This is a genomic window from Colwellia sp. RE-S-Sl-9 (assembly GCF_048296855.1).
Lineage (GTDB): Bacteria > Pseudomonadota > Gammaproteobacteria > Enterobacterales > Alteromonadaceae > Pseudocolwellia.
The window spans coordinates 4428506-4453741 of record NZ_CP182631.1 but is presented as its reverse complement, the minus strand read 5'-3'; the positions used below and the strand labels follow the sequence as shown (position 1 = coordinate 4453741).

22 protein-coding genes and 4 tRNA genes are annotated in these 25236 nt (G+C 34.7%); 10 read left to right on the top strand and 16 right to left on the bottom strand.

The genetic code is table 11. The annotated features are described in order from the left end of the window. The first annotated feature begins 3 nt into the window (after window positions 1-3). The 5 genes from ACM9HF_RS19375 to ACM9HF_RS19355 are packed head-to-tail and all read left to right on the top strand — an operon-like array spanning window position 4 to window position 5304. Window positions 4-1620, top strand: coding sequence for an ABC transporter substrate-binding protein (locus ACM9HF_RS19375; protein WP_473613183.1), 1617 nt, complete (start codon window positions 4-6; stop codon window positions 1618-1620). Continuing rightward, the gene (locus ACM9HF_RS19370) at window positions 1620-2648 is read left to right on the top strand and encodes an ABC transporter permease (protein WP_473613182.1); all 1029 of its coding nucleotides are present in this window, start codon (window positions 1620-1622) and stop codon (window positions 2646-2648) included. The genes ACM9HF_RS19375 and ACM9HF_RS19370 overlap by 1 nt, the downstream gene beginning before the upstream one ends. Further along, the gene (locus ACM9HF_RS19365; protein WP_473613181.1) at window positions 2638-3531 is read left to right on the top strand and encodes an ABC transporter permease subunit; all 894 of its coding nucleotides are present in this window, start codon (window positions 2638-2640) and stop codon (window positions 3529-3531) included. The genes ACM9HF_RS19370 and ACM9HF_RS19365 overlap by 11 nt, the downstream gene beginning before the upstream one ends. After that, entirely contained in the window at window positions 3531-4520 is a 990-nt protein-coding gene (locus tag ACM9HF_RS19360; RefSeq protein ID WP_473613180.1) for an oligopeptide/dipeptide ABC transporter ATP-binding protein, read from the top strand. Before ACM9HF_RS19365 ends, ACM9HF_RS19360 begins: the two co-directional genes overlap by 1 nt. Window position 4521: 1 nt before the next feature. Next, complete coding sequence (locus tag ACM9HF_RS19355) at window positions 4522-5304, top strand: peptide ABC transporter ATP-binding protein (RefSeq protein WP_473613179.1); 783 nt, start codon at window positions 4522-4524, stop codon at window positions 5302-5304. 125 nt (window positions 5305-5429) lie between these two features. Here ACM9HF_RS19355 and ACM9HF_RS19350 read toward each other — a convergent pair whose 3' ends face one another. The 10 genes from ACM9HF_RS19350 to ACM9HF_RS19305 all read right to left on the bottom strand — a co-directional run bounded on the left by ACM9HF_RS19350 (window position 5430) and on the right by ACM9HF_RS19305 (window position 14931). Beyond that, window positions 5430-7331: a SurA N-terminal domain-containing protein gene (locus ACM9HF_RS19350; RefSeq protein ID WP_473613178.1), complete on the bottom strand. Its 1902-nt coding sequence runs from the start codon at window positions 7329-7331 to the stop codon at window positions 5430-5432. A 325-nt stretch (window positions 7332-7656) separates the two neighbouring features. Further along, complete coding sequence (gene hupB / locus ACM9HF_RS19345) at window positions 7657-7932, bottom strand: nucleoid-associated protein HU-beta (RefSeq protein ID WP_473613177.1); 276 nt, start codon at window positions 7930-7932, stop codon at window positions 7657-7659. A 317-nt stretch (window positions 7933-8249) separates the two neighbouring features. Further along, window positions 8250-10598, bottom strand: a complete 2349-nt coding sequence (gene lon / locus ACM9HF_RS19340) for an endopeptidase La (RefSeq protein WP_473613176.1) — start codon at window positions 10596-10598, stop codon at window positions 8250-8252. 150 nt (window positions 10599-10748) lie between these two features. Next, complete coding sequence (gene clpX / locus ACM9HF_RS19335; protein ID WP_473613175.1) at window positions 10749-12026, bottom strand: ATP-dependent protease ATP-binding subunit ClpX; 1278 nt, start codon at window positions 12024-12026, stop codon at window positions 10749-10751. 87 nt (window positions 12027-12113) lie between these two features. Then, the gene (gene clpP / locus ACM9HF_RS19330; protein WP_473613174.1) at window positions 12114-12749 is read right to left on the bottom strand and encodes an ATP-dependent Clp endopeptidase proteolytic subunit ClpP; all 636 of its coding nucleotides are present in this window, start codon (window positions 12747-12749) and stop codon (window positions 12114-12116) included. Window positions 12750-12837: 88 nt separating this feature from the next. Continuing rightward, complete coding sequence (gene tig / locus ACM9HF_RS19325; protein WP_473613173.1) at window positions 12838-14145, bottom strand: trigger factor; 1308 nt, start codon at window positions 14143-14145, stop codon at window positions 12838-12840. 405 nt (window positions 14146-14550) lie between these two features. Next, window positions 14551-14627, bottom strand: a tRNA-Pro gene (locus ACM9HF_RS19320). A gap of 26 nt (window positions 14628-14653) precedes the next feature. Beyond that, window positions 14654-14729, bottom strand: a tRNA-His gene (locus ACM9HF_RS19315). 7 nt (window positions 14730-14736) lie between these two features. Next, window positions 14737-14813, bottom strand: a tRNA-Arg gene (locus ACM9HF_RS19310). A 41-nt stretch (window positions 14814-14854) separates the two neighbouring features. Beyond that, a tRNA-Pro gene (locus ACM9HF_RS19305) sits at window positions 14855-14931 on the bottom strand. A gap of 274 nt (window positions 14932-15205) precedes the next feature. On the opposite strand from ACM9HF_RS19305, the gene folD reads away from it, so the two are divergent. Next, complete coding sequence (gene folD / locus ACM9HF_RS19300) at window positions 15206-16057, top strand: bifunctional methylenetetrahydrofolate dehydrogenase/methenyltetrahydrofolate cyclohydrolase FolD (RefSeq protein ID WP_473613172.1); 852 nt, start codon at window positions 15206-15208, stop codon at window positions 16055-16057. Window positions 16058-16161: 104 nt separating this feature from the next. Here the strand turns inward: folD and cysS are convergent, their stop codons facing one another. Further along, window positions 16162-17544 carry a cysteine--tRNA ligase gene (cysS, locus tag ACM9HF_RS19295; protein WP_473613171.1) on the bottom strand — a complete coding sequence of 461 codons (1383 nt, stop codon included), beginning with the start codon at window positions 17542-17544 and terminating at the stop codon, window positions 16162-16164. A 209-nt stretch (window positions 17545-17753) separates the two neighbouring features. Between cysS and ACM9HF_RS19290 the strand changes: the two genes are divergently transcribed. After that, entirely contained in the window at window positions 17754-18248 is a 495-nt protein-coding gene (locus tag ACM9HF_RS19290; RefSeq protein WP_473613170.1) for a peptidylprolyl isomerase, read from the top strand. Between the two features lie 39 nt (window positions 18249-18287). Further along, window positions 18288-19031, top strand: coding sequence for a UDP-2,3-diacylglucosamine diphosphatase (gene lpxH / locus ACM9HF_RS19285; protein ID WP_473613169.1), 744 nt, complete (start codon window positions 18288-18290; stop codon window positions 19029-19031). Here lpxH and miaE read toward each other — a convergent pair whose 3' ends face one another. Continuing rightward, complete coding sequence (gene miaE / locus ACM9HF_RS19280; protein ID WP_473613168.1) at window positions 19032-19802, bottom strand: tRNA isopentenyl-2-thiomethyl-A-37 hydroxylase MiaE; 771 nt, start codon at window positions 19800-19802, stop codon at window positions 19032-19034. It lies immediately after the preceding gene. 95 nt (window positions 19803-19897) lie between these two features. Here miaE and ACM9HF_RS19275 point away from each other — a divergent pair, with 95 nt between their 5' ends. Together ACM9HF_RS19275 and ACM9HF_RS19270 are read left to right on the top strand one after the other, a co-directional pair. Then, entirely contained in the window at window positions 19898-20173 is a 276-nt protein-coding gene (locus ACM9HF_RS19275) for a hypothetical protein (RefSeq protein ID WP_473613167.1), read from the top strand. 208 nt (window positions 20174-20381) lie between these two features. Continuing rightward, window positions 20382-20990, top strand: a complete 609-nt coding sequence (locus ACM9HF_RS19270; RefSeq protein ID WP_473613166.1) for a Yip1 family protein — start codon at window positions 20382-20384, stop codon at window positions 20988-20990. Window positions 20991-21083: 93 nt separating this feature from the next. Here ACM9HF_RS19270 and purF read toward each other — a convergent pair whose 3' ends face one another. The 4 genes from purF to folC all read right to left on the bottom strand — a co-directional run bounded on the left by purF (window position 21084) and on the right by folC (window position 25192). Next, window positions 21084-22601, bottom strand: coding sequence for an amidophosphoribosyltransferase (gene purF / locus ACM9HF_RS19265; RefSeq protein WP_473613165.1), 1518 nt, complete (start codon window positions 22599-22601; stop codon window positions 21084-21086). 19 nt (window positions 22602-22620) lie between these two features. Further along, the gene (locus ACM9HF_RS19260) at window positions 22621-23109 is read right to left on the bottom strand and encodes a CvpA family protein (RefSeq protein ID WP_473618337.1); all 489 of its coding nucleotides are present in this window, start codon (window positions 23107-23109) and stop codon (window positions 22621-22623) included. 71 nt (window positions 23110-23180) lie between these two features. Then, window positions 23181-23861, bottom strand: a complete 681-nt coding sequence (locus tag ACM9HF_RS19255; RefSeq protein ID WP_473613164.1) for an SPOR domain-containing protein — start codon at window positions 23859-23861, stop codon at window positions 23181-23183. 71 nt (window positions 23862-23932) lie between these two features. Beyond that, window positions 23933-25192 (bottom strand): bifunctional tetrahydrofolate synthase/dihydrofolate synthase, encoded by a 1260-nt coding sequence (gene folC, locus ACM9HF_RS19250; RefSeq protein ID WP_473613163.1) that lies wholly within the window; start codon window positions 25190-25192, stop codon window positions 23933-23935. Window positions 25193-25236 lie beyond the last annotated feature (44 nt).

Genomic DNA, 25236 nt, shown 5'->3' with positions numbered 1-25236 from the left:
TTGATGTCATTCAATCCCTTAATATGTTTTCTAACACTACCTTTTATTGGCTTCCTATTACAGGGATGCAACGAGGAAGATACCACTTTATTAAGTACAAAAAGTGTTATCTACTGCAGTGAAGGCTCTCCAGAAAATTTTAACCCCCAAACAGTCACATCAGGTGTAACGACTGATGCAACATCTAACCAACTATATAACCGTTTAGTTACCTATAGTGGTGATAATAATGAGGTTTCCCCTTCTCTTGCTAAATCTTGGCATATAACTAAAGATGGGAAAAAAGTAACCTTTTACCTACGTAAAGATGTTGAATTTCATCACACTAGCTATTTCAAACCATCAAGAAAGCTTAATGCTGAAGACGTAATTTTCTCTTTTAACCGAATATTAAATATAGATCATGAATATCATGAAGTATCTGGTGGCTTATATCCCTTTTTTCACAGCATAGAATTTAATTCTTTAGTCACCAATATTGAAAAAATCAATGAATATACAGTCCGCTTTACTTTAAGCCGACCCGACAGTTCTTTTTTAGCAAATTTAGCCACAGACTTTGCCGTTATTTTATCTGCTGAATATGCTCAGTATTTATCTGAATTAGATTCTCACCAACAAATAGATATGCTACCAATAGGCACAGGACCATTTAAATACAAAGAATACAGAGCAGGATTTTTTATCCGTTATTTAGCTCATGAAAATTATTGGCAGAAGAAAGTAGGTATTGAACAATTAATTTTTGATATTACTCCTAGTAACACAGGTCGGCTGACAAAATTATTAGCAAAAGAATGCGATGTAGTCGCCTATCCTATAGCCCATACAAAAATTATCGAAAGGCCTGATTTAATATTAAATGAGATAACGTCATTCAATATTGGATACTTAGGTTTTAATACAACCAAACCGCCTTTTAACAATAAACTGGTGCGTAAAGCTATCTCTTACGCCATTAATAAAAAAGTTATCATTGATACTATTTATTTTGGTAAAGCCGAAGTCGCAAATACCATTGTTCCGCCTACGTCATGGGCGTATGATGAAAACATAACTAAACAAGAATATTCGATAGATAAAGCTATTAGTACATTAAATGAAGCAGGTTACCCTGATGGTTTTACGATGAGTTTATGGGCAATGCCAATTCAAAGAGCCTATAATCCTGATGCGCTAACTATGGCAAAATTAATCGCTAGCGATTTAAAAAAAATAGGTATAACGGTAAATATTGTTCATAAATATGAATGGGGTACATTTTTACAGCTAATAGCTGAAGGTCAACATAATGCAGTATTACTAGGTTGGACAGCTGATCACCCAGATCCAGATAATTTTTTCACGCCATTATTAAGCTGTTCCTCATCTAAACAGGGCAGTACAGGAACATTTTGGTGTAATAAAGAATTTGATAAACTTATCAGTCAATCTTTAGAAACTACCAATGTAATTAAACGAAAAAAATATTATGAAAGTGCATTGAAAATAATAGAAGATGAAATACCGCTTATCCCTCTTGCTCACTCTAAAAGGTTTCAAGCTCGTGACAAAAAAATAACAGGACAATTATTAAAATCCTTTGGCGGAATTAATTTTGTTGAGGTAAATAAAAACTAATGTTGATATTTACTTTAAGACGATTAAATCTTTTTATATTTACTTTTATTGTACTTACCGCTTTATCGTTCAGTTTAAGTTCTTTATTTCCTGGTGATGCTCTTATTAATTTAACAGGTCAAGTTAATGCAAGTCCCGAACAACGTGAATTATTAATAGCAGAATACCAATATAATAGTAATATTTTTAAACAATATTGGGCCTACATATCCCATTTATTTGATGGTGATTTTGGAATTTCAATCGCTAGTCATCTTCCTATTTCTTCTGAAATAATGAACCTGTTACCAGCAACAATAGAATTAAGTGTAGTCGCCCTATTCATCGCGATGTTAGTTGGTATTCCTATCGGTTTTATTGCGGCAATTAACCACGAAAAAATTCCCGATAAAATCATATTATTTGTATCTATGTTGGGTTACTCAATTCCTATTTTTTGGCTAGGATTATTGGCTATTCTAATTTTTTCGATTCAGTTAGGCTGGCTGCCTTCTGCAGGCCGTATTAGTTTAGTATATGAAATAAAACATATTACCGGCATTCAATTCTTCGATATTTTATTAAGTGACAATGAATATAAATGGCAAGCTTTTCAGAACGCCACATTACATATAATAATGCCAGCTAGTGTGGTAGCAATCGCTCCCATGACTATTTTTATCAGGCTGGCTAGAACATCAATGATGGAAGTACTAGAGTCAAGTTATATCACTGCTGCTAAAGCTAAAGGCCTAACCTTATGGCAAATAATTTACCGTCATGCGATTAGAAATGCCTTAGTGAATGTTATTAGACATGTAGGATTGCAATTTGCCAATTTAGTCACCTTAGCTATGGTAACAGAAGTTATTTTCAGCTGGCCTGGCATAGGGCGATGGTTAATTGAAAGTATATTTCAAAGAGACTACACCGCTATACAAGGTGGGCTTTTAGCTTTATCGAGCTTTATATTTATTGTACATATATTAACAGATTTTATTTACGCTGCATTAAACCCACTAGCAAGAGATCGTAAACATGGCGCGTGAGAATATATACCAAGAAGAAGAGTTCCCCTCTCCGCTTCTACAGCTATGGTACAACTTCAAAGAAAAGCCCATGATAATGTTGGCTTTCAGCTGTTTTTTAGCCTTAGTTTTCTTAGCGATATTTGCGCCTTTAATAACGCCATTTTCATCATCACAAACCCATTTGGAAAACATTTTACTATCTCCAGCATGGAATGATGATGGTAACGTAAGCTTTTTGTTAGGGACAGATCAACTAGGTAGAGACATGCTATCGATGCTTATGCATGGAGCTTCTTTTACTTTTGGTTTAAGTTTTATTATTGTTATAACTTCTGCCATGATAGGTGTAGTTATTGGGTCATTATCTGCTTTAACCTCAGGATTTAAATCGAGTTTTCTTAATCACTTTCTGGATGTAATTTTATCTATCCCATCTCTTTTACTCGCTATTGTTATAGTAGCTATATTAGGAACAGGATTAAGTAATACAGTTTTAGCTATTATTATTGTACTCATACCTCAGTTTATTCATACAACAAGAAATGAAGTAAAAAAAGAGTTTTCTAAAGATTACGTGTTAGCTTCAAAGCTAGATGGAGCAAGTCCTTTAAGATTATTACAATACTCAATCTTCCCAAATATCATCGAAAAAATAATTACTCAAGCTACACTTGCCCAATCGGCAGCAATTTTAGACATAGCTGCGCTAGGTTTTTTAGGTTTAGGAGCACCAAACAATATACCTGAATGGGGTACCATGGTATCGAATGGTATAGATCTCTTTTATATTGCTCCATGGACCGTCTATTTCCCTGGCTTAGCGATACTATTCTCAGTTATTGCAACCAACCTTGTTGGTGAAGGCTTACGCCATGCATTGAAACAAAGAAAGGAACACTAATGAACCTACTTGATATTAGAAACCTTTCAATAGTCATGCTCTCTGGCAATAAAAGAATAGTTGCAATTGATCGCATTTCTCTTGTAATGAAAGAAGGCGAATTACGAGGTTTAGTAGGTGAATCAGGCTCAGGAAAGTCTTTACTAGCTCAAGCAATAATAGGTGTTTTAGACGAAAAATGGATAGTAGATGCGGATAGATTTCATTGGCGTGGTAAAGATCTCATGCGGCTATCAATATCTGAAAGAAAAAAAATTATTTCAAAAGATGTCGCCATGATTTTTCAAGAGCCTATGTCTTGCTTAGATCCTACAACAACTATTGGAGAACAATTAGAAGAAGCGGTAGATAATAAACAACTGACTGGTTTTTTTTGGCAAAAGAAGAAACAAAGAAAGCTGGCGGCAATTACGCTATTACATAAAGTGGGTATAAAAAAGCACACTGAATGTACACGTAGTTACCCTCACCAATTAACAGAAGCCCTGTGTCAGCGTGTAATGATTGCAATGGCTCTTGCTAGACGTCCTATACTACTTATTGCTGATGAACCTACTGCAGCTATGGAAAGCACAAACCAAGGTCAAATCTTCCGTTTATTAGCAAGTTTGAATCAACTTAAAAACATGTCTGTTTTATTGATAAGTCATGACTTGGAAAATATGACACACTGGACCAAAAGAATAACAGTGATGTATAGCGGACAATTTGTAGAGGCAGGAACAACTGAACAAATATTTACCACCCCGTTTCATCCTTATACTAAAGCCTTGGTAGAAAGTACCTCACATGCTAGCTTGACCCTCGAACCAAAATCTAAATTATCAGCGTTACCGGGCAGCATTCCTATTTTACAGCACTTACCAATAGGTTGCCGTTTAGGACCAAGATGCCCAAGAGCACAACAAGCCTGCGTAAATGCACCAAAAGCTAAAAATTACCATGGTCACATCGTTAGCTGCCACCACTCACTAAAGGATACATATTAAATTGATCCCTTTACTTCATGTCAACGAGCTATTTAAAGAATATAAAAAACCGGGCTATTTTTTTAATAGAAAAAAGCAAACTGCTTTGTACCCTATAAATTTTGATATACAAGCTTATAAAACACTCGCTATTGTTGGTGAGTCTGGTGCAGGCAAGTCAACGTTAGCGAAGTTATTAGTGGGAGCAGAAAAGCCTACTTCAGGCGATATAAAGCTAAATGGACAAACACTCCAAGCAGGTAATTTTAAGCAACGCTGTCAACATATCAGAATGATATTTCAAGATTCAAGTACAACATTAAATCCGAGCTTAACCATTCATCAACTACTAGACGAACCTCTAAAACTAAATACTAACTTAGATGAATTAGAGCGAGCTCAACTCATTAGTGAAACTTTACAACAGGTAGGATTATTATCTGACCATATGAACTTTTATCCTCATATGTTTTCAGGAGGTCAAAAGCAAAGAATTTCATTGGCTAGAGCAATTATTTTAAAACCACAAGTCATTATACTCGATGAAGCCCTAGCATCCCTAGATCCATCATTACGCTCTCAAATGATTAATTTATTACTCGATATACAAGAACAAATGGGTTTAGCATTTATCTTGATCTCTCATAATTTAGGGATAGTTAAACATTTTAGTGACGAAATTATTGTATTGAATCAGGGAAAAGTTATTGAAAAAGGCAAAACCTTTGAGGTTTTAGCCAACCCAAAACATAAATATACAAAAAAATTAATTATGAGCCAACAGTTTCAAGTCTTTGCTCGTTGAATAAAAATGTTATACGCCCCCAAAAATTATTTGCTTATTACTACGTAATACTGGAATTAAAAAAAGCTGCATTAAGCAGCTTTTTTATTATCTATCCGAAATTAGACTATTCAGAATTAAGAAACTTAATTAACTGATGTAACTAAAGAATTCTTAGTTATTGAAGCATTAGCCTTTAATGATTCAACATAGCTTAAGTATGCCGATTGAGCTAACTGATTCACTTGCTGGTTTTCGACGTTGGCATCTAATTTACTTTCGCTGGTTTTAACCGCTTGTACTTCAATTAAAGCAAAGCCACCATTAGATAAATCAGATAAACCTGCTGATACAGAACCTTCTGCAGGATGTGCTAAGGTAAACGCTTTTTCTACTATTGAACGTTCAACATCTGTTGCAAAACGAGTCACATCGGCTTTAGTTTCAAAAACAGCACCGTATTGCGTTAATTTTTCAGTAATATCAGCACCTGATTGTAATTCAGCCAATAAAGCATCTACTGTATTTTGAGCTTCAGCTTTAGCTTTTTGCGCTATTAAAGATGATTTAATCGTTTCCGTTACTTCTTCTAAAGATTTAACCTTAGCCATTTGATGTTCGTTTAAACGTATAACAATAGCCATTGAGTCGCTTACTTCGATAACATCAGAGTTAAGGTTCTCATTAAGAACTAAATCAGAAAATGCTGCATCTATTGCTTTTGGATTTTCAAAAGGTGCAGAATTACCTGTACGAGATAACCATTCTGAAGTCATTACTTTCGTTTTAACAGCTTCGGCAGCATCATCTAAGCTATCTGGAAATTCAAAGCTTACACGAGCCATTTCTTGTTGAAGTACAAAAAACTCTTCTTGTGCTTTTTGATTACTCACGGTTACTTTCAATTCGTCAAACACATCACTTAAAGGTTTTGTTACCTCAGCTTTAAGATCCGTTAACTTAATAATATGAAAACCATATTCAGTTTTAACAACATCACTAACATCACCAACATTGGCTAAAGCAAACGCTTTTTCATCAAAAACTTCATCCATTGAGCCACGTTCTAACCAATCTAAATCACCACCGTTTTCACCACTAAAGGTATCCGCTGAATATTTTTTAGCTAATTCAGCAAAATCTTCACCAGCATTTATTTTAGTAAGTATAGATTCAGCCTCTGCTTTGGCCTTAGCTTCATCGTCATTAACTTCGATGAGTATATGAGAAATTTTACGTTGTTCTTCTTGACGGAAATTTTTGATATTTTCTTCATAGTAAGCTTTTACATCGTCGTCTGAAACTATGATATCTTTTGCAATATCTGCAACATTCAAGGCGATGTAATTAACTTTAACCTTTTCTTGATTCATAAAACGAGCTTGGTTTTCTTGATAGAAGCTTTTAATTTCTTCTTCTGTTACTTCAACCGAACTTTTAAATTGCTCTAAATCAATTGAAGCAAATCGAATATCACGTTTTTGATTTTGTAATTTTGCAGCCATAGTACTTTGATACGGTAACGCAAATTCACTTACGACTAAAGCTTGAGTTAATTGACGACGACTCATTTCTAATCGTAAATAATCTCTAAAATCAGATGATTGATAAAAACCCGCTTGATTAATTAATGCTAAATAACGATTATTATCAAAAACACCATCAATTTGAAATTCAGGCATAGTACGAATTGTTTCTTTAATTCGTTCATCAGACACTTTAATAGATAAATTCGCTGAATTTTGATCAACTAAACGTTCGTTAATTAAATTATCAACAATACCATTTCTAAAATTTGCCATATATGTTTGATCTGCCGCTAGGTTTTCAAACATTTCGCCAAATTGTTGCTGCATTCTATTTCTTTGTGCTTGATACGCTTTGTTAAAGTCTTGCTGAGTAATTTTCTCACCATTAACATCAGCAACTGAAGTATCCGTAGAATTTGTATAACTACCAATCCCAGCCAATGCAAAAGTCAAAATTACTAAGCCAAGAATAATCTTAGCTGCCATACCCTGAGAACTTTCTCTAATATTTTCTAACATTTCTCTCTCTTATTACACCGAGTGCTTATTTCAAATTCTAATTAAATTATGTTCTATTATGATATTTAATAAAATTTGTAGATCATTTGCGCGTGATTTTAACAGAATGAACACACACCTTGAAGCTAGATTAAAAGATAAATATAAAATATTTTCACCTAGAAATGCACTTTTAGTTATTGTTAATATCATTCTACTTAAATACTTACTTTATTCTCATTAAAACACTAAATAGTTAAGTGGAATGATATTACTTTAATTTTAAATTTATATAACAAAAAACCACCTAAAAAGGTGGTTTTTTCATTCAATCATATAACTGTGATTAGTTATTACAAGCATCTTTCAACGCTTTACCAGCTTTGAAAGATGGAATTTTAGCTGCAGCAATTTCAATTGTAGCACCTGTTTGAGGATTACGGCCAGTACGAGCTGCGCGGTCACGCACAGAGAAAGTACCAAATCCAACTAGCGCTACTTGATCGCCACCCTTTAATTCTTCTGTAACAGCTTCGATAAAAGAGTCTAATGCACGACCCGCAGCTGCTTTAGAGATATCAGCACCAGCTGCAATTTTTTCGATTAGTTGAGATTTATTCACAGTTTTCCCCTTCAATTGTTATTATTCCAGCGCTATCATTTGTTTGTAGCGTCCTGCAAAAGCATATTTTATAGCAAGCTTTATTTTGAACATCAAGCACTGAGTTAAAGAAATTTTAAATTTAGATAATAGAATAATTATTATTGCTATTATCTCGACTAGACCCCGTATCTATATTGGGGTTCGACCTTCTCAGCGTTGTTAACTTACCACAGTTTCAGCGTTTGAAAAGCTAAAATTTCATTTTTTTTCATTTTTTTTTGTTTTTTTACACTTTTTTGAACATTTTATTCAAAAAATGCCCAAAATCCACTACGTTAACTTTTTAATTTAACCTTCTCAATTGGGTTTTCGAGTGCAATATCCAATACTTCTTCAATCCACTTTACTGGATAGATAGTCAAATCAGCAATCACATTTTCAGGTATTTCTTTTAAATCACGTTCATTATCTTTAGGAATTATGACGGTTTTAATTCCTCCGCGATGAGCAGCAAGTAATTTTTCTTTCAAACCACCAATAGCTAAAACCTCACCTCTTAACGTTATTTCACCCGTCATTGCCACTTCAGCTTTAACCGGATTGCCAGTTAAACTAGAAACCAACGCAGTACACATACCAACCCCTGCACTTGGACCATCTTTAGGAGTGGCTCCTTCAGGTACATGAACGTGTATATCACGCTTTTCATGGAAGTCTTCATTAATTCTAAACTTCTCAGTTCTACTTCTAACAACCGTCATGGCTGCTTGAATAGACTCTTGCATAACATCACCTAATGAACCAGTGTAAGTCAGCTTACCTTTACCTGGAACTGAAGCGGTTTCAATAGTAAGTAGTTCACCACCAACTGATGTCCAAGCTAGGCCTGTAACAAGCCCTACACGATTTTGCTCATCGGCTTTACCATAATCGAAGCGTTGCACACCCAAGTATTCAGATAAGTTGTCTTGATTAACAACAACACTTTTAAGCTTTTTATCTAATAAAATAGCTTTAACTGCTTTTCTACAAAGTTTAGATATATCTCTTTCTAAACTACGTACACCTGCTTCGCGTGTGTAATAACGAATAATGCCAATAATAGCACTATCTTCAATAGTTATTTCACTTTCCTTTAAACCATTACGCTCTATTTGTTTCTTAAGAAGATGGTTTTTAGCTATATTTAATTTTTCATCTTCGGTATAACCCGATAAACGAATAACTTCCATACGGTCAAGTAAAGGACCTGGAATATCCATGCTGTTCGACGTAGCGACAAACATTACGTCAGATAAATCATAATCAACTTCTAAGTAATGATCGTTAAAGCTGCTATTTTGCTCTGGATCTAAAACCTCTAAAAGTGCTGAAGCTGGGTCTCCTCGCATATCAGATGCCATTTTATCAATTTCATCTAATAAGAATAATGGGTTTTTAACACCCACTTTTGCAATCTTTTGAATCAGCTTCCCCGGTAATGAGCCTATATAGGTTCGTCTATGCCCCCTAATTTCAGCTTCATCTCTTACACCGCCTAATGCCATACGTACATATTTACGACCTGTAGATCTGGCAATAGATTGGCCAAGTGAGGTTTTACCTACACCTGGAGGTCCTACTAAACATAAAATAGGTCCTTTTAATGATGTCACTCTTTGCTGAACCGCTAAATATTCAAGTATACGTTCTTTAACTTTATCTAAACCATAATGATCTTGATCTAAAACCTCTTCGGCTAATGCTAAGTTACGCTTAAGTTTACTTTTCTTTTTCCAAGGTACACTTGTCATCCAATCAATGTAACTTCGCACAACAGTAGCTTCTGCTGACATTGGTGACATCATTTGTAATTTTTTAGCTTCAGCTAATGTTTTTTCTTTGGCTTCTTTAGGCATTTGAGCAGCATCAATTTTTTTATTAATTAATTCTGCTTCATCAGGCGTATCTTCCATATCGCCAAGTTCTTTTTGAATAGCTTTCATTTGCTCATTCAAATAATATTCACGTTGGCTTTTTTCCATTTGCTTTTTAACGCGAGTACGAATTTTCTTTTCAACTTGAAGAAGGTCGATTTCACCTTCCATTAACCCCATTAAGTATTCTAATCGCTCTGATATATTGACGATTTCTAATACTTTTTGTTTGTCCTCTAATTTAAGAGGCATGTGAGCAGCCATGGTATCTGCTAGTTGTTCAGGATCATCAATACCTGCTACTGAGGTTAATACTTCAGGAGGTATTTTTTTATTAAGCTTTACGTAACCTTCAAATTGCGAAATAGCTGATCTAACTAATACCTCACTATTTTCAACATCGCCATCTGTTGTTTGAAGAAAATCTATGTTCGCCGTAAAATATTCTTCAGTTTCTACAAATTCAGAAATTTTTGCTCTTTTAACCCCTTCAACAAGAACTTTTACAGTTCCGTCTGGTAGTTTTAGCATTTGTAAAATAGAGGCAACAGTTCCGGTTTGATAGACATCGTTAAAAGATGGATCATCAATAGCAGCATCTTTTTGTGCAACTAAAAATATTTGTTTATCTTTTTCGTTAGCAATATCTAAACAACGAATTGATTTCTCTCTGCCTACAAATAATGGGATCACCATTTGCGGGTATACAACAACATCACGTAAGGCTAGTACTGGAATTTCAGTTACGCCAGATAACTCATCGCTCATAGATTACTCTCTCGGGAATTAGTATGAAGAATTTACACTTAAAAAGTATATGGGGATTATCGTAAGGCTTTCAACAGCCAAAGAAAAAAAAGAGCCATTACGACTCTTTTTTATTTAATTTCAAACAACTATTTAACTTTATAGGTTAAGTTACTCCGAAACAGCTTGGTCTTGTGGTGTTTCATAAATCACGATAGGTTTTGACTCACCTTTAATGACGGTTTCATCAACAACCACTTTACACGCATTTTCTAATGATGGTAACTCGTACATAGTTTCGAGTAATACACTCTCAACAATTGAACGTAAACCACGGGCACCTGTTTTACGATTCATCGCTTTATTTGCAATAGCTAATAATGCATCTTTTCTAAACTCTAACTCAACACCTTCCATATCGAAAAGCGCAATAAATTGTTTAGTTAAGGCATTTTTAGGTTCTTGTAATATTTGTATCAAAGCGTCTTCATCAAGCTCAGTTAAGGTAGCCACTACAGGTAATCGACCAATAAACTCAGGGATCAAACCGTATTTAACTAAATCTTGAGGTTCTACGTCTTGGAACCTTTCAGTTAATGATTTTTCAGCATCTTTTCCACGAACTTCAGCACCAAAACCAATACCTGTTCCTGTTTGACAACGTTGTTCAATAACTTTATCAAGCCCAGCAAAAGCACCACCACAAATAAATAAGATTTTAGACGTATCAACTTGTAAAAACTCTTGCTGTGGATGCTTACGACCACCTTGAGGAGGTACTGAAGCAATAGTACCTTCAACAAGCTTTAATAAAGCTTGTTGAACGCCTTCACCTGATACATCGCGAGTAATTGATGGATTATCAGACTTTCTAGATATTTTATCAATTTCATCAATGTAGACGATGCCACGTTGAGCTTTATCAACGTCGTAATCACATTTCTGTAATAATTTTTGGATAATATTCTCTACATCTTCACCAACGTAACCAGCTTCGGTTAATGTGGTTGCATCAGCCATAGTAAATGGAACATCTAATAACCTTGCTAAAGTTTCAGCTAATAAGGTTTTGCCACTACCCGTTGGACCAATAAGTAAAATATTACTTTTACCTAATTCAACACCATTATGAGAATCACCATTACGTAAACGTTTGTAATGGTTATATACCGCTACAGACAATACTTTTTTAGCATGGTCTTGACCAATAACATAATCATCAAGGCTATCTCTGATTTCCATTGGAGTTGGTAATTTTTCTTTGTCTTGCTTTGGCGAAATTTCTTTAATTTCTTCACGAATAATATCGTTACACAGTTCAACGCATTCGTCACAAACAAACACAGATGGACCTGCGATAAGTTTACGTACTTCGTGCTGACTTTTGCCACAAAATGAACAATACAGCAACTTGCCGTTATCACCGTCACCTTTAGTTATATCGGTCATACGGTACCTCTAATTCTTTAATTTGAATTTACTTATACATTTAAGTATTTAATCATTTTACAAATGATATTACGATAAAAGATAAAATTATTTATCTTGTCTTTGTTCTAATATGGCGTCAACTAATCCATATTCAACTGCACTTTCTGCACTTAAGAAGTTATCTCTATCAGTATCTTCTGAAACCTTCTCTATCGGCTGACCAGTATGCTCTGCCATTAAGCGATTCATTTTTTCTTTTATGTATAAAATTTCCTTAGCATGAATTTCAAAGTCAGACGCTTGACCTTGGAAGCCACCTAAAGGCTGATGAATCATAACTCGCGCATTAGGTAAGCAATAACGTTTACCCTTTTCGCCGCCCGATAATAGGAATGCTCCCATACTTGCAGCTTGACCAATACATACCGTACTTACATTCGGTTTAATGAACTTCATAGTATCGTAAATAGCCATACCTGCAGTAACAGAGCCACCCGGTGAATTAATATATAGAAAAATATCTTTTTCAGGGCTTTCTGATTCTAAAAAAAGAAGCTGAGCAACAATAAGGTTTGCCATATGATCTTCAACTTGACCACACAGAAATATTACTCTTTCTTTTAAAAGACGAGAGTAAATATCATATGAACGTTCACCTTTTGGTGTTTGTTCAACAACCATTGGTACCAAAGCGCTTTCAGTAACACTTGTTAAATTTTGAGAAGTATGAGAAGTAAACAACAGATTGTCCTTAGATTAAAAAAATGGCTTGTATGTTTCCATACAAGCCATTTAAGCGATTGCTTGATAAAATGTCAATCTAAAAGGCTTATTTTCCTTCAGGATTCATAATATCTTTGAAACTTGCTTTCTTTTCTTTAACTTTTGCACTTGCAAGTACTACTTCAACAGCTTGCTCTTCTAATGCAACATTTTGCATTTGTTGATTAAGCTCTTTGTTAGTTGTGTAGTATTCAATCACTTCTTTTGGATCTTCGTACGCAGAAGCTGCTGATGCAATAAGCTCATTTACTTTGTTTTCATCAACTTTCAATTCGTTTACTTTAATCACTTCACCTAATAATAAACCTGTTTTAACACGTTTCTTAGCTTGCTCTTCAAACATTTCTGCTGGAAGTTCAGGTAAGTTATTAGGATCCATTTGGCCAGCAAAGCGTTGCATAGCTTGTTGACGTAAAACATCAACTTCTTGAGCAATTAAAGAGGCAGGAATGTCAATATCATGTGCAGCTAATAAGCCGTCAATCACTTGCTCTTTAACTTTAGCTTTAACCGCTTGAGTTAATTCACGTGACATGTTTTTACGTACTTCATCACGTAAAGCTTCAACACCACCTTCTTCCACACCGAAAAGCTTAGCAAATTCTTCATCAATATCAGGAACTACTGGTCCTTCAGTTTTATGAACAACAATATCAAATTCAGCTTCTTTGCCTTTTAGATTTTCAGCATGATAATCTTCAGGGAAAGTTACTTTAATCGTTTTTTCTTCACCAACTTTCATACCAATAATATCAGTCTCGAAACCTGGGATCATACGGCCAGCATCTAATTCAAGTTCAAAACCTTCAGCTTTACCACCTTCAAAGTCTTCACCGTCAATACGACCAGTAAAGTCGATAGTTAGTTTATCGCCTTTTTTACTTTTACGTTTGTTCTCTTTCCACGTTTTATGTTGGTTTTGTAACGTAACAAACATTTCGTCTAAATCTTTATCTGTTACTTCAACTTTCGGTTTTTCAACGTTAATTGATCCTAAATCATTTAGCTTAATTTCAGGATAAATTTCAAAAGTTGCTTCAAACTCTAATGCTTTACCTTCTTCATTGCTTTTAGCAACAAAGTTTGGTCTTCCAGCAGGGTTAATTTTCTCTGCTACGATCGCATCAACAAAATTACGCTGCATAAGCTCACCAGCCACTTCTTGACGTACAGACTTTCCGTAACGTTTTTGAATAACTGATGGTGGAACTTTACCCGGACGAAATCCGTTAATTCGTTGTGTTTTAGCTATATGACGAAGACGATTTTTAACTTCAACATCTACTGATTCTGCAGGAACAGAAATCGTTAAACGACGTTCCAAACCTTGTGTAGTCTCAACTGAAACTTGCATTTAATTACCTCAAAACTTAGCGTTTAGTACGCTATCAATAACTCACCTAAATACAGTAAACAAACAATAACAAGTAGAGTTTGCTTTTAATCTCCCTAAAATTAATAGCGAAGCTTAAAATTACAAATAAAGATGTTCAGATTAAAAATTATGACGCGAAATTATAGCGATGCTTATAGCAATAGTCGAGCGTATAAACAATTTATTTTTAATTTAATAATAAATAATTGTATTTATTATTAAATTACAGAAAAAAACAATAACATCATAAGCACAATTGATAAAATCGTATTGATTTACATGTAATGTACGAAGATAGAAATGAGAGAAGATATTTTATTCACTAAAATTAATAATAGAAATTTTAATGGATTAAGAAATTGAAATCATATGAAAGGAGTAAAGTGGTCGGTGATGCAAGATTCGAACTTGCGACCCCTTGGACCCAAACCAAGTGCGCTACCAAGCTGCGCTAATCACCGATATACTTTATTTCTACTAGCCTGAATGGGGTGGCTGAAGGGACTTGAACCCTCGACAACCGGAATCACAATCCGGGGCTCTACCAACTGAGCTACAGCCACCACTGTATGGCGCGCCCTGTAGGATTCGAACCTACGACCCACGCCTTAGAAGGGCGTTGCTCTATCCAGCTGAGCTAAGGGCGCACATGGCCTACAGAACTAAACTTTTAATTAAAAATTAAAAGTGGTCGGTGATGCAAGATTCGAACTTGCGACCCCTTGGACCCAAACCAAGTGCGCTACCAAGCTGCGCTAATCACCGACATTGCTAAAAACATTACTTGCTTTCAACGGGGGCGGATATTACCTAGTTGACTGGGTCGCGTCAAACATTTTTTATAAAAAAAAACGCGTTCGGTTACTTTTACATCATCTTGTATAATTATCAACTCAATAATGTTGAAATATCAGTTAATAGTCTTAATTTCATTATTTAATCCCCATAATTTTATTTATATAAAATCCTTATACAATTACACTTAAAATTATGAGAAAATGCTAGCGTTTTTCATCCATCATAAATATATAGAAGTAAAATGACAGCATCATTAATCAATGGCAAAGAAATTGCCCAGCAAATTAGAACATCTGTAAAACGTAAAGTTGATCAGCGTATACAAAATGGATTACGAGTTCCCGGCCTTGCCGTTATATTAGTTGGATCAGATCCTGCTTCTGAAGTTTATGTTGGAAGTAAACGCAGAGCATGTGAAGAAGTAGGCTTTATATCTAAATCTTACGATTTAGAATCATCAACATCTGAAAGTGAGCTCCTTGCATTAATTGATGAGCTAAATTTAGATAATACAATCGATGGTATTTTAGTTCAGCTACCACTTCCTGCACATTTAGATTCGAATTTAGTTATTGAACATATTAACCCTAATAAAGATGTTGATGGTTTTCATCCTTCTAACGTAGGTAAATTAGTATTGCGCCAGCCAGGTCTTCGTCCTTGTACTCCTAAAGGTATTATGGAATTGATATCAACCACCAAGATCAAAACTCATGGTTTAGATGCTGTTGTTGTAGGTGCTTCCAATATCGTTGGTAGACCTATGAGTTTAGAGCTACTACTTGCTGGTTGTACAGTTACAACAACACACCGCTTTACAAAAGATTTAGAATCTAAAGTAAGAGGGGCTGATTTGTTAGTGGTGGCTGTGGGTAAACCTGAATTTATTCCGGGTGAATGGATTAAAGAAGACGCTATAGTGATCGATGTGGGCATTAACCGTTTAGAAAATGGCTCACTAGTCGGTGATGTAGGATTTGAAGTTGCGAAAAATAAAGCATCATTCATTACTCCTGTGCCTGGTGGTGTTGGACCAATGACGGTAGCAAGCTTAATTGAAAACACTTTGTTAGCTTGCGAAGCTAATAATTAATTTCAAGTATTAAGTATTAAGTATTTAAAACCGAAAAGTCAGCTAGTTAGCTGACTTTTTTATTGGATTTAATTCTATAAATATAAAGATTAAAGCATTAAAAACTAAGCTTTACGCCATGTAGTTTTTCCAGCTGAATCTTCAAGAATAACATTCATCGCTTTCAGTTTATCTCTGGCATCATCAGCCATCGCCCAATCTTTATTAGCACGCGCTTCATTACGTTGTTTAATTAACGCTTCAATTTCTTCAGCTTCAGAATCATTTGCAACACTACCTTTAAAGAACTCTTCTGGTGAGCTTTGTGCAATACCTAACACTTTACCTAGTTCAATAAGAATATAAGCTAGCTCCCCTGCTTTGTTTGCATCTTGATCTTTTATGCGGTTAATCTCTTTAGATAATTCAAAGATAACCGGCATAGCTTCAGGGCAATTAAAGTCATCGTTCATGGCTTTCTCAAAACGATTTACATACTCGTTGCCAGTTAGTTCAACCGGTACAGGAGTTACATCACGTAACGCAGTATACAGTCGTTCTAAGCTAGCTCTTGCTTGTGTTAGGTTATCTTGAGAATAATTTAACTGGCTACGGTAATGACTCGACGTTAAAAAGAATCTTACTGTTTCTGCATCATATTCATCTAAAACACTACGTAATGTGAAAAAGTTATTTAACGATTTAGACATTTTCTCTTTGTTAATTTGCACCATACCACCATGCATCCAGTAATTAACATAAGGTGTATTATTCGCACAACACGACTGAGCTATTTCATTTTCATGATGGGGGAATTGTAAATCAGAGCCACCACCATGAATGTCAAAATGCTTACCTAAATGCTTTTGGTTCATCGCAGAACATTCAATATGCCAACCAGGACGACCTTTACCCCAAGGTGAATCCCAGCTTGGTTCATCTGGTTTTGCCATTTTCCATAAAACAAAATCTAATGGGCTTCTTTTAGCTTCATCAATATCAACCCGAGAACCCGCTTGCAGCATATCAAGGTTTTGCATACTCAGCTTGCCGTAATCGTTGTATGTGCTTACTTCAAACATTACATCGCCATTTGAAGCAACATACGCGTGATCTTTTTCTATTAATGTAGCAACAAGATCAATAATTTCAGGCATGTGTCCTGTTACGGTTGGTGCAATATCAGGTCTCATAATATTTAAATCATCAAAGTCTTGATACATTTGAGCTGTCATACGTTGAGTTAACGACTCACAACTTTCGTTATTCTCTAGCGCACGTTTAATAATTTTATCGTCAACGTCAGTAATATTACGCACATGAGTAAGTTCATAACCTGAATATTTTAAATAACGCGCAATAATATCAAAGGCTACATACGTTCTCGCATGGCCAATATGGCAACGATCATAAATGGTAATACCACAAACATACAAGCCAACCTTACCTTCAGTAATAGGTTTAAATATTTCTTTTTTTCGGCTAAGAGTATTAAAAATTTGCAGCATAACTTTTCTAGTTTCCTGTATTGCCCTGAAAAACTTTAGGGGCGCTAATTAAATTAGGTTTATTGTATTTTAACAAAAAATCGAAGCGTAAGTGTACATCAACATTTCTTTTGAATCATCAGATGGTTAGATTTTAGAGAAGAAATGTTTGAATTCTTACGTTACAATCTCCACATTATAAATATCGTATTAAATAGAGAGAACATATAGTGATTACTTTTAAAACAACATTAGGTGATATCAAAATTAAATTAGACTTTGATAAAGCACCTGTTACAGCTAAAAACTTCCAACAATATGCTGAAGATGGCTTTTACAACGGCACTATTTTTCACCGTGTAATTAAAGGCTTTATGGCACAAGGCGGTGGTTTTTCGTCTGGTTTAGAAGAAAAAAACACAAGTGAAAGCATTAAAAATGAAGCAAACAATGGCGTAAGTAACACGCGTGGCACACTTGCTATGGCACGTACACAAGATCCTCATTCAGCTTCTGCTCAGTTTTTTATTAACTTGGTTGATAACACATTTTTAGATTTTAAAAGTGAAACAGTTCAAGGCTGGGGTTACTGTGTATTTGGTGAAGTAGTTGAAGGTATGGACATTGTAGACAAAATGACGTTAGTTGATACAGGTCGTTTAGGCCATCACGACGATGTACCAAAAGAAGAAATCATTATTACTGAAACAGTTATTGAAGCTTAAGAAAGCAGCTTAAATTAAATATTTGGATTCAAATTTTTAGTGATAAACAATAAAGAACAAATCATCTACTTTATAGCTGACTTACATTTAGCGGAAAACAGGCCTGATATTACGGCCTGTTTTTTGTCGTTTATGAAGAATGACGCGATAAAAGCCGAAAAGCTCTATATTTTAGGTGATTTATTCGAAGTTTGGTTTGGTGACGACTACAAAACAGAACTAACCGATGCAGTTATAAAAGCCATACAAACCTTAACAGCAACAGGCACAGAAGTTTATTTTATTCACGGCAATAGAGATTTCTTATTAGGTAAACATTACGCCAAACAAGCTAATATGATCCTATTACCTGAAAAACAACTAATCGATCTCTATAACGAAAAAGTTTTACTTATGCATGGCGATACACTTTGTACGCGTGATGTTGATTATCAAAAATTTAGAAAAAAATCGCGTAGTTGGTGGTGGCAAGGTTTTATGAAAAGCCTACCGTTATGGTTAAGAAAGAAAATTGCTGATAATTACAGAGAAAAAAGTAAACAAGCACAACAAACAAAGTCACTTGATATTATGGATGTAACTGAATCTGAAGTTATTAAAGATTTAGAAGAATACAACTGCCAATTAATGATCCATGGTCACACCCATCGACCCAACATACATGAATTAATAGCGAATAATAACCCAGCTCAAAGAATAGTGTTAGGTGATTGGTATGAACAAGGTGCTTGGTTAAAAGTTACCCCTACAACAAAAACACTATTGAATACTATTTTTAAATAATTACGTAGTTTTTATACTAGATATTCCACTATGAAACTTAAAATCAGTATCAGGGCTAGATATCAAATCAGCTTCAACTTTTCCAAAATACTCAACCTTTGCAGTGATATCTACCGGAGATATTGACTGGGCCAATTCTAAATAATCTTGATAGTGGCGTGCTTCAGATCTTAAAAGAGAAATATAAAAATCTCCTAATCGTTTATCTACGTAAGGAGCTAGTTTAGCAAAGCGCTCACACGATCTAGCTTCAATATATGCCCCACAAATCAACTTATCAATTAGCGTATCTGGCTCATGTGTTTTAACGTGTTTCAACATACCTTTAGCGTAACGAGATGGTGTTATGCTTTTATATTCAATACCGTAATGATCCATCATTTCTAATACTTGATAAAAATGGTGAAGCTCTTCTTTTATCAATAACACCATTTTATCAATTAAATCTTGTCCATAAGGTGAATCAGATTTAGGAATAACCGATTTTGTAAGTTTATTTTTAACAGCAAGGTCGCGCCAATTACCCTCTCTTTTATAAATAAACTGCTCAAATGGCTGTAACCACTCAAGTAGCGCATCACCACTTTTTTTATCTACTGCATATTTACGAATTAAAAACATAGCTGATTGAGCGGCTTTTAACTCACAAATCAAATGATCTATTAATATGACTTCTAAGTTTTCAACTTTTATTGCTTCATCAATCCACACTTGTGGCGTTTCAATGTTTAAAAAATTATTAATAGGTGATAACAAATGAGAGTAGGTCATAGTGAATAACAATATTGATGAATTGCTCTATTTTAAAAGCCTATTTATTGAGATACTAGGAAAATATCAATTTATGTATAACAAACTTATTAACAATGAAATCTGACAGTGACAAATTAATAAAAAAACATCAAGAACTCATTCATACAGATAACCTCAAGGTAACTTCACATGTACAACGTGAAGAAAACGAATGGTTTATTAATACGGTTATGTTTGAAAATATAGACGTTCCTTTTAAATATAAACGTAAGAAACTCTATAAATCTTTAGTGAATAATAGAGTTAATGTTACCTATTACGTATCTAACGAAAAAGTTGCAGGATTTGAAATAGAAGTCATGAATATTGTTCGAATAAAAATCAGTTAAAAAGTAATAACCTCTATCATTTTTAGATTAATTGACGATAAAACCACTCTTTTTTGATTATTTTATTAACATTTCTTGACCTTTGAACGACTATCTTACATAAATAGATATGTAAGACTTAATAATAATAACTAGATAATAATTTAAACAAAACTAACCGACATTGCGTTATGTTGTCCTTTGTTCGGAAACGTGGAAGGAGATTACAATGATATTAAATCATATATGGGGCTTGTATACCCACCCTAAAGAAGAATGGCAAGTAATCGAGAAACGCCACGAAAGCTTACTTTATAGCTTAGTTCACATTTGTACCATCGCTTTAATTCCTGCAATCTGCGGTTACTTTGCAGCGGCTCATATTGGCTGGACAATTGGAGTAGGGGAACCAATAAAGCTAACAAACACCAACGCTATTGTTATGACCGTAATTTTTTATTTAACGTTAATAATTGGTGTAGCGGCATTGGCTTATTTAATTCACTGGATGGCTAGAACTTTTGATTCGTCACCCGATTTTACGCAATCTTTAGAGCTTGCTGCGTATACAGCAACACCTTTGCTTATGGTCGGTATTGTAGCGCTTTACCCTGTTCTTTGGTTTGTGGTACTCGCTTGTATTGCCGCAATGTCTTATTCAGTTTATCTTTTATATTCAGGTGTCCCTATTATGATGAATATTCCTGAAGAAGAAGGCTTTATATATGCAAGCTCTGTTGTAACTTGTGGCTTAGTATTACTGGTAGGTTTATTAGCCGCAATGATCATTCTTTTTGGTGTAGGTTTAGGGCCTGAGTTTTTACATATATTTAATTAAAAATGAAAACCAAACAGAAAAAAGGCACCTAAGGTGCCTTTTTTCTATGCTTTAAATATTTATCCAATCAAATAGAACGAATGTAATTACAAATTATTCAGCACCTTCGTTGTACATATCAATAATAGATTCTGCATTTCTATCTGAGTTTTCTTTTGATTCATTGTTTCGTAATGCATCTAGCTTATCTAAATAAGATTGGTTGATATCTTTAGTAATATACTGACCATTGAACACTGATGTATCAAACATTTTGATTTCAGGGTTCGCTACATTTACTGCAGAAACTAAGTCTTCAATTGATTGGAATATAAGTTTATCGGCACCAATTAAATCACAAATATCATCTAATTCACGGCCATGTGCAATTAGCTCATTAGCACTTGGCATATCAATACCATAAACATTAGGAAAACGCACTTCTGGTGCCGCTGAGGCAAAGTAAACCTTCTTAGCTCCTGAAGCTCTAGCCATTTCAATTATTTGACCAGATGTTGTGCCTCGAACAATTGAGTCATCAACTAATAGAACATTTTTATTTTTAAACTCTGCGCCAATGGCATTCAGTTTTTGACGAACAGATTTTTTCCGTTGCTCTTGTCCAGGCATAATAAAAGTACGGCCAATATATCTATTCTTTACAAAGCCTTGGCGATATGGAACATTTAACTGATGAGCTATTTCTAGCGCAGTATCACATGAAGTTTCAGGAATAGGAATAACAACATCTATGTCTAAATCCTCCCATTCTTTGGCTATTTTCTCGCCTAATTTTTTACCCATTTCAATTCGTGACGCATAAACTGATATCTTATCGATAGTCGAATCTGGACGAGCAAAATAAACGTATTCAAATATACATGGACAATATTGCGGAGCTTCAGCACATTGCTGGCTATATAATTCACCTGACTCTGTAAAATAAATCGCTTCACCTGGAGCAACATCTCTTACAAACTCATAACCACAAGCATCTAATGCAACAGATTCTGACGCTACCATATACTCTAAACCTGTTTCTGTTTCTCTTTTACCAAAAACAAGTGGACGAATACCGTTTGGGTCACGAAACGCTATCATTCCATGCCCTATAATTAGCGCCACCGTTGCATATGCACCTCTAACGCGTTTATGTACATTACTAATCGCATTAAAAAAATCATCCGGTGTCAGTTCTAAATTACTTGTACATTGAAGCTCATGAGCCAAAATATTCAATAATAATTCAGAGTCCGACGTTGTATTTACATGACGTCGAGCATTAAGATTCAGCCATTTCTTTAACTCATCAGCGTTAGTTAAATTACCGTTATGCGCTAGCGAAATACCAAAAGGTGAATTAGCATAAAAAGGTTGTGCTTCAGAAGAGCTAGATGAACCTGCAGTTGGGTATCTAATATGCCCAATACCAATAGTACCCTGGAGCCTCAACATATGACGAGTGTGAAATACATCTTTCACTAAGCCATTAGCTTTACGCATTCTAAAGGTATTATCACTAATGGTGACGATACCTGCCGCATCTTGACCTCGGTGTTGAAGCACTGTTAATCCGTCATAGATTAATTGACTTACGTTACTTTTACCAACTATGCCAACAATACCACACATGAAATTATTCTCCGCAGACCTAAGATTGTATTAAAAAACTAGATGACTGTTTAAGGTATTCAAAAAACCAAACAACAATCAATTTAAATTCGGGGATAAGCAATGAGTTCTGCCACCATACGGTTGATGGCGCAGGTGTAAATGCATCTAATAGAAATAATATAGCACTAACAATTAATACACCTCGTAGTGCACCAAAAGCTAAACCTAATACGCGATCCGTACCAGAAAGACCTGTTTTATTAACAAGTTGCCCAATAATATAATTAACTAACGCACCTATAATAAGAGTAGAAACAAACAGTACGGTAATTGCCGCTGCATTTCGAAGGAATTGATCTGAGATATTTGTAAAGAAGACCGCTAAGTCACTATAAAAAGTACTCGCGATAAAAAAGGCGCCGATCCAAATTACAACTGAAATCGCTTCTTTAACAAAGCCACGTACTAAACTTACTAGTGTTGAAATGCCTATTATTGCCAATATGGCATAATCTACCCAAATCATCATTTGAATGTTCTCATTGATTAGAGGCGCGCATTCTACCAGATGCTAACCAATTAAAGCTATTATTTTTATTATTTAGTAGGATAAAAGCGTGTAACTTTACCTTCTACATGGGTTAATGTTTTAAGTGGTTTTATTTTACTTTCCAAAGAAGCTTTATTGATATCAGGCCCTACAAACACTTTAGTTAACGTACCATTTTTAGTTTTTATTGGCCGTGTGAATGTTGTGTAGCCATGATATTTTAATTTTTCTATAAGCTCTGATACATTCTTTTTATGTCTAAAACTTCCTAATTGAATGACCCAAGTTTCTTTCACGTTAATTTTTTCAGGTAGGCTTACCCTAGTGGTATTTTTACTATCGGGTTCAGCTTTTTGAGTTGTATCTGCGCCTAATGATGCGGGTTTTTCTAATGAATTAATTTTAACAGTATCAGAAGATGCAACAGACGATTGTTCAGTAACCTTTTCTTTAGAGGCACTCGTGTTACTTTCATCTGAAGCGAGTTGAAGTATATTATCTTGCTCTACTTCAACTACCTCTTCTTCTTTAGGTTCAATACTTTTTAATTTATCACTAGGGAAAGACTTAATTTCAGTATTAAGTTCAATTTTAGGTGCTTGAGGGATATTTTCAAACTCAGCATTGTATTTCTTTTTGTTTCCATCAAGGAAATCAGGTAAAAATATAATCGCTACAGCCGCAACAATAACAGTTCCAACTATTCGGTTTTGAAAAGGTGTAGACAAACTAAACTCCTAATATTAGCTTATAATTTAAGCTTTACTACTAAACAACTTTACCACTAAATAACTTACCGCTAAACAAGTAGTCGCCTTATTTCTGCTACAGTGTAGAATGATCCATATACTAGGATAAGATCTTTTGCTCCCGCTACAGAACTAGCCATTTTAAAGGCTTGAGTCACATTGTCAAAGCAATTAACCGACTCATTCAAAACGTTTAATTTTTCTGATAACTGTTGCGCCTTAGCACCTCTGTTGACATGTAAACTACCTAAATACCAAGCGTCTACATATTCAATTAAAGGTGACAATGCGTTAGTAATATCTTTGTCTGCTAACATTCCAACTACAGCAAATATTTTATTATAATTCATATTTTTTAGGTAGTTAGCTAAATACCTTGCTGCTTGTGGATTATGGCCCACATCAAGTAATACATCACAATTTTTAACAAAAAGTTCAGTACGTCCAGCCACTTTAGTTAAGTTAATCACCGTATTAATTTTAGCACTACTAATAGGTACTTCTAACAAAGAGAGTACAGTAAGCGCTGTTGCTACGTTGTCAATTGGAATATAAGGTACATTGAGCTTTTCATAAATTTTATGATTTAATGAAAAAGACCAATTTTTTTCGTGCTGGATTAAAGAAAAGTGCTGTTCTCTACATAATAATTTTGCATTTATAGTTTCTGCATATTTTAACACTGATTGAGGGGGAGCAAGATCGCCAACAACGGCATATGTGTTTTCACGCATGATACCCGCTTTTTCAAAACCAATTTTTTCTCTGGTATCTCCTAAAAAGGCTTGATGATCAAGATCAACAGTTGTTACAACAGCTACATCACAATCAACAATATTTGTTGCATCTAATCGCCCCCCTAACCCCACTTCTAAAATAAGGTAATTAGGCTTTAGTTCACTAACAACGATAAGAGCGGCTAAAGTTGTATACTCATAATAGCTTAATGAAATATCTAAGCGTGCTTGCTCAATTTTATAAAATGCGTTGATTAACAGCTGATCTTCTACATCTATTTTATTTAGACGCAATCTTTCATTAAATTTTTCAATATGAGGTGAAGAATATACTGCGACAGAGTATTCCTCGCTTGATAAATAGTTTTCTATAAAGGCGCACGTAGTACCTTTACCGTTGGTTCCTGCCACGGTAATAACTTTGGAAGAAGTTAAATCAATAGATAAGCGTTCAGCTACTTGTTTAATACGGGTTAATCCCATATCAATTTCGGTAAAATGAATACTTTCAATATAAGAAAGCCACTCATCAAGGGATGACCCTAATGAGTGGCTTGATAAATTTTTTGTCATGTAAAAATACTAAACCTTGCTAAAAAACTTAGTAAAAGTCTTAC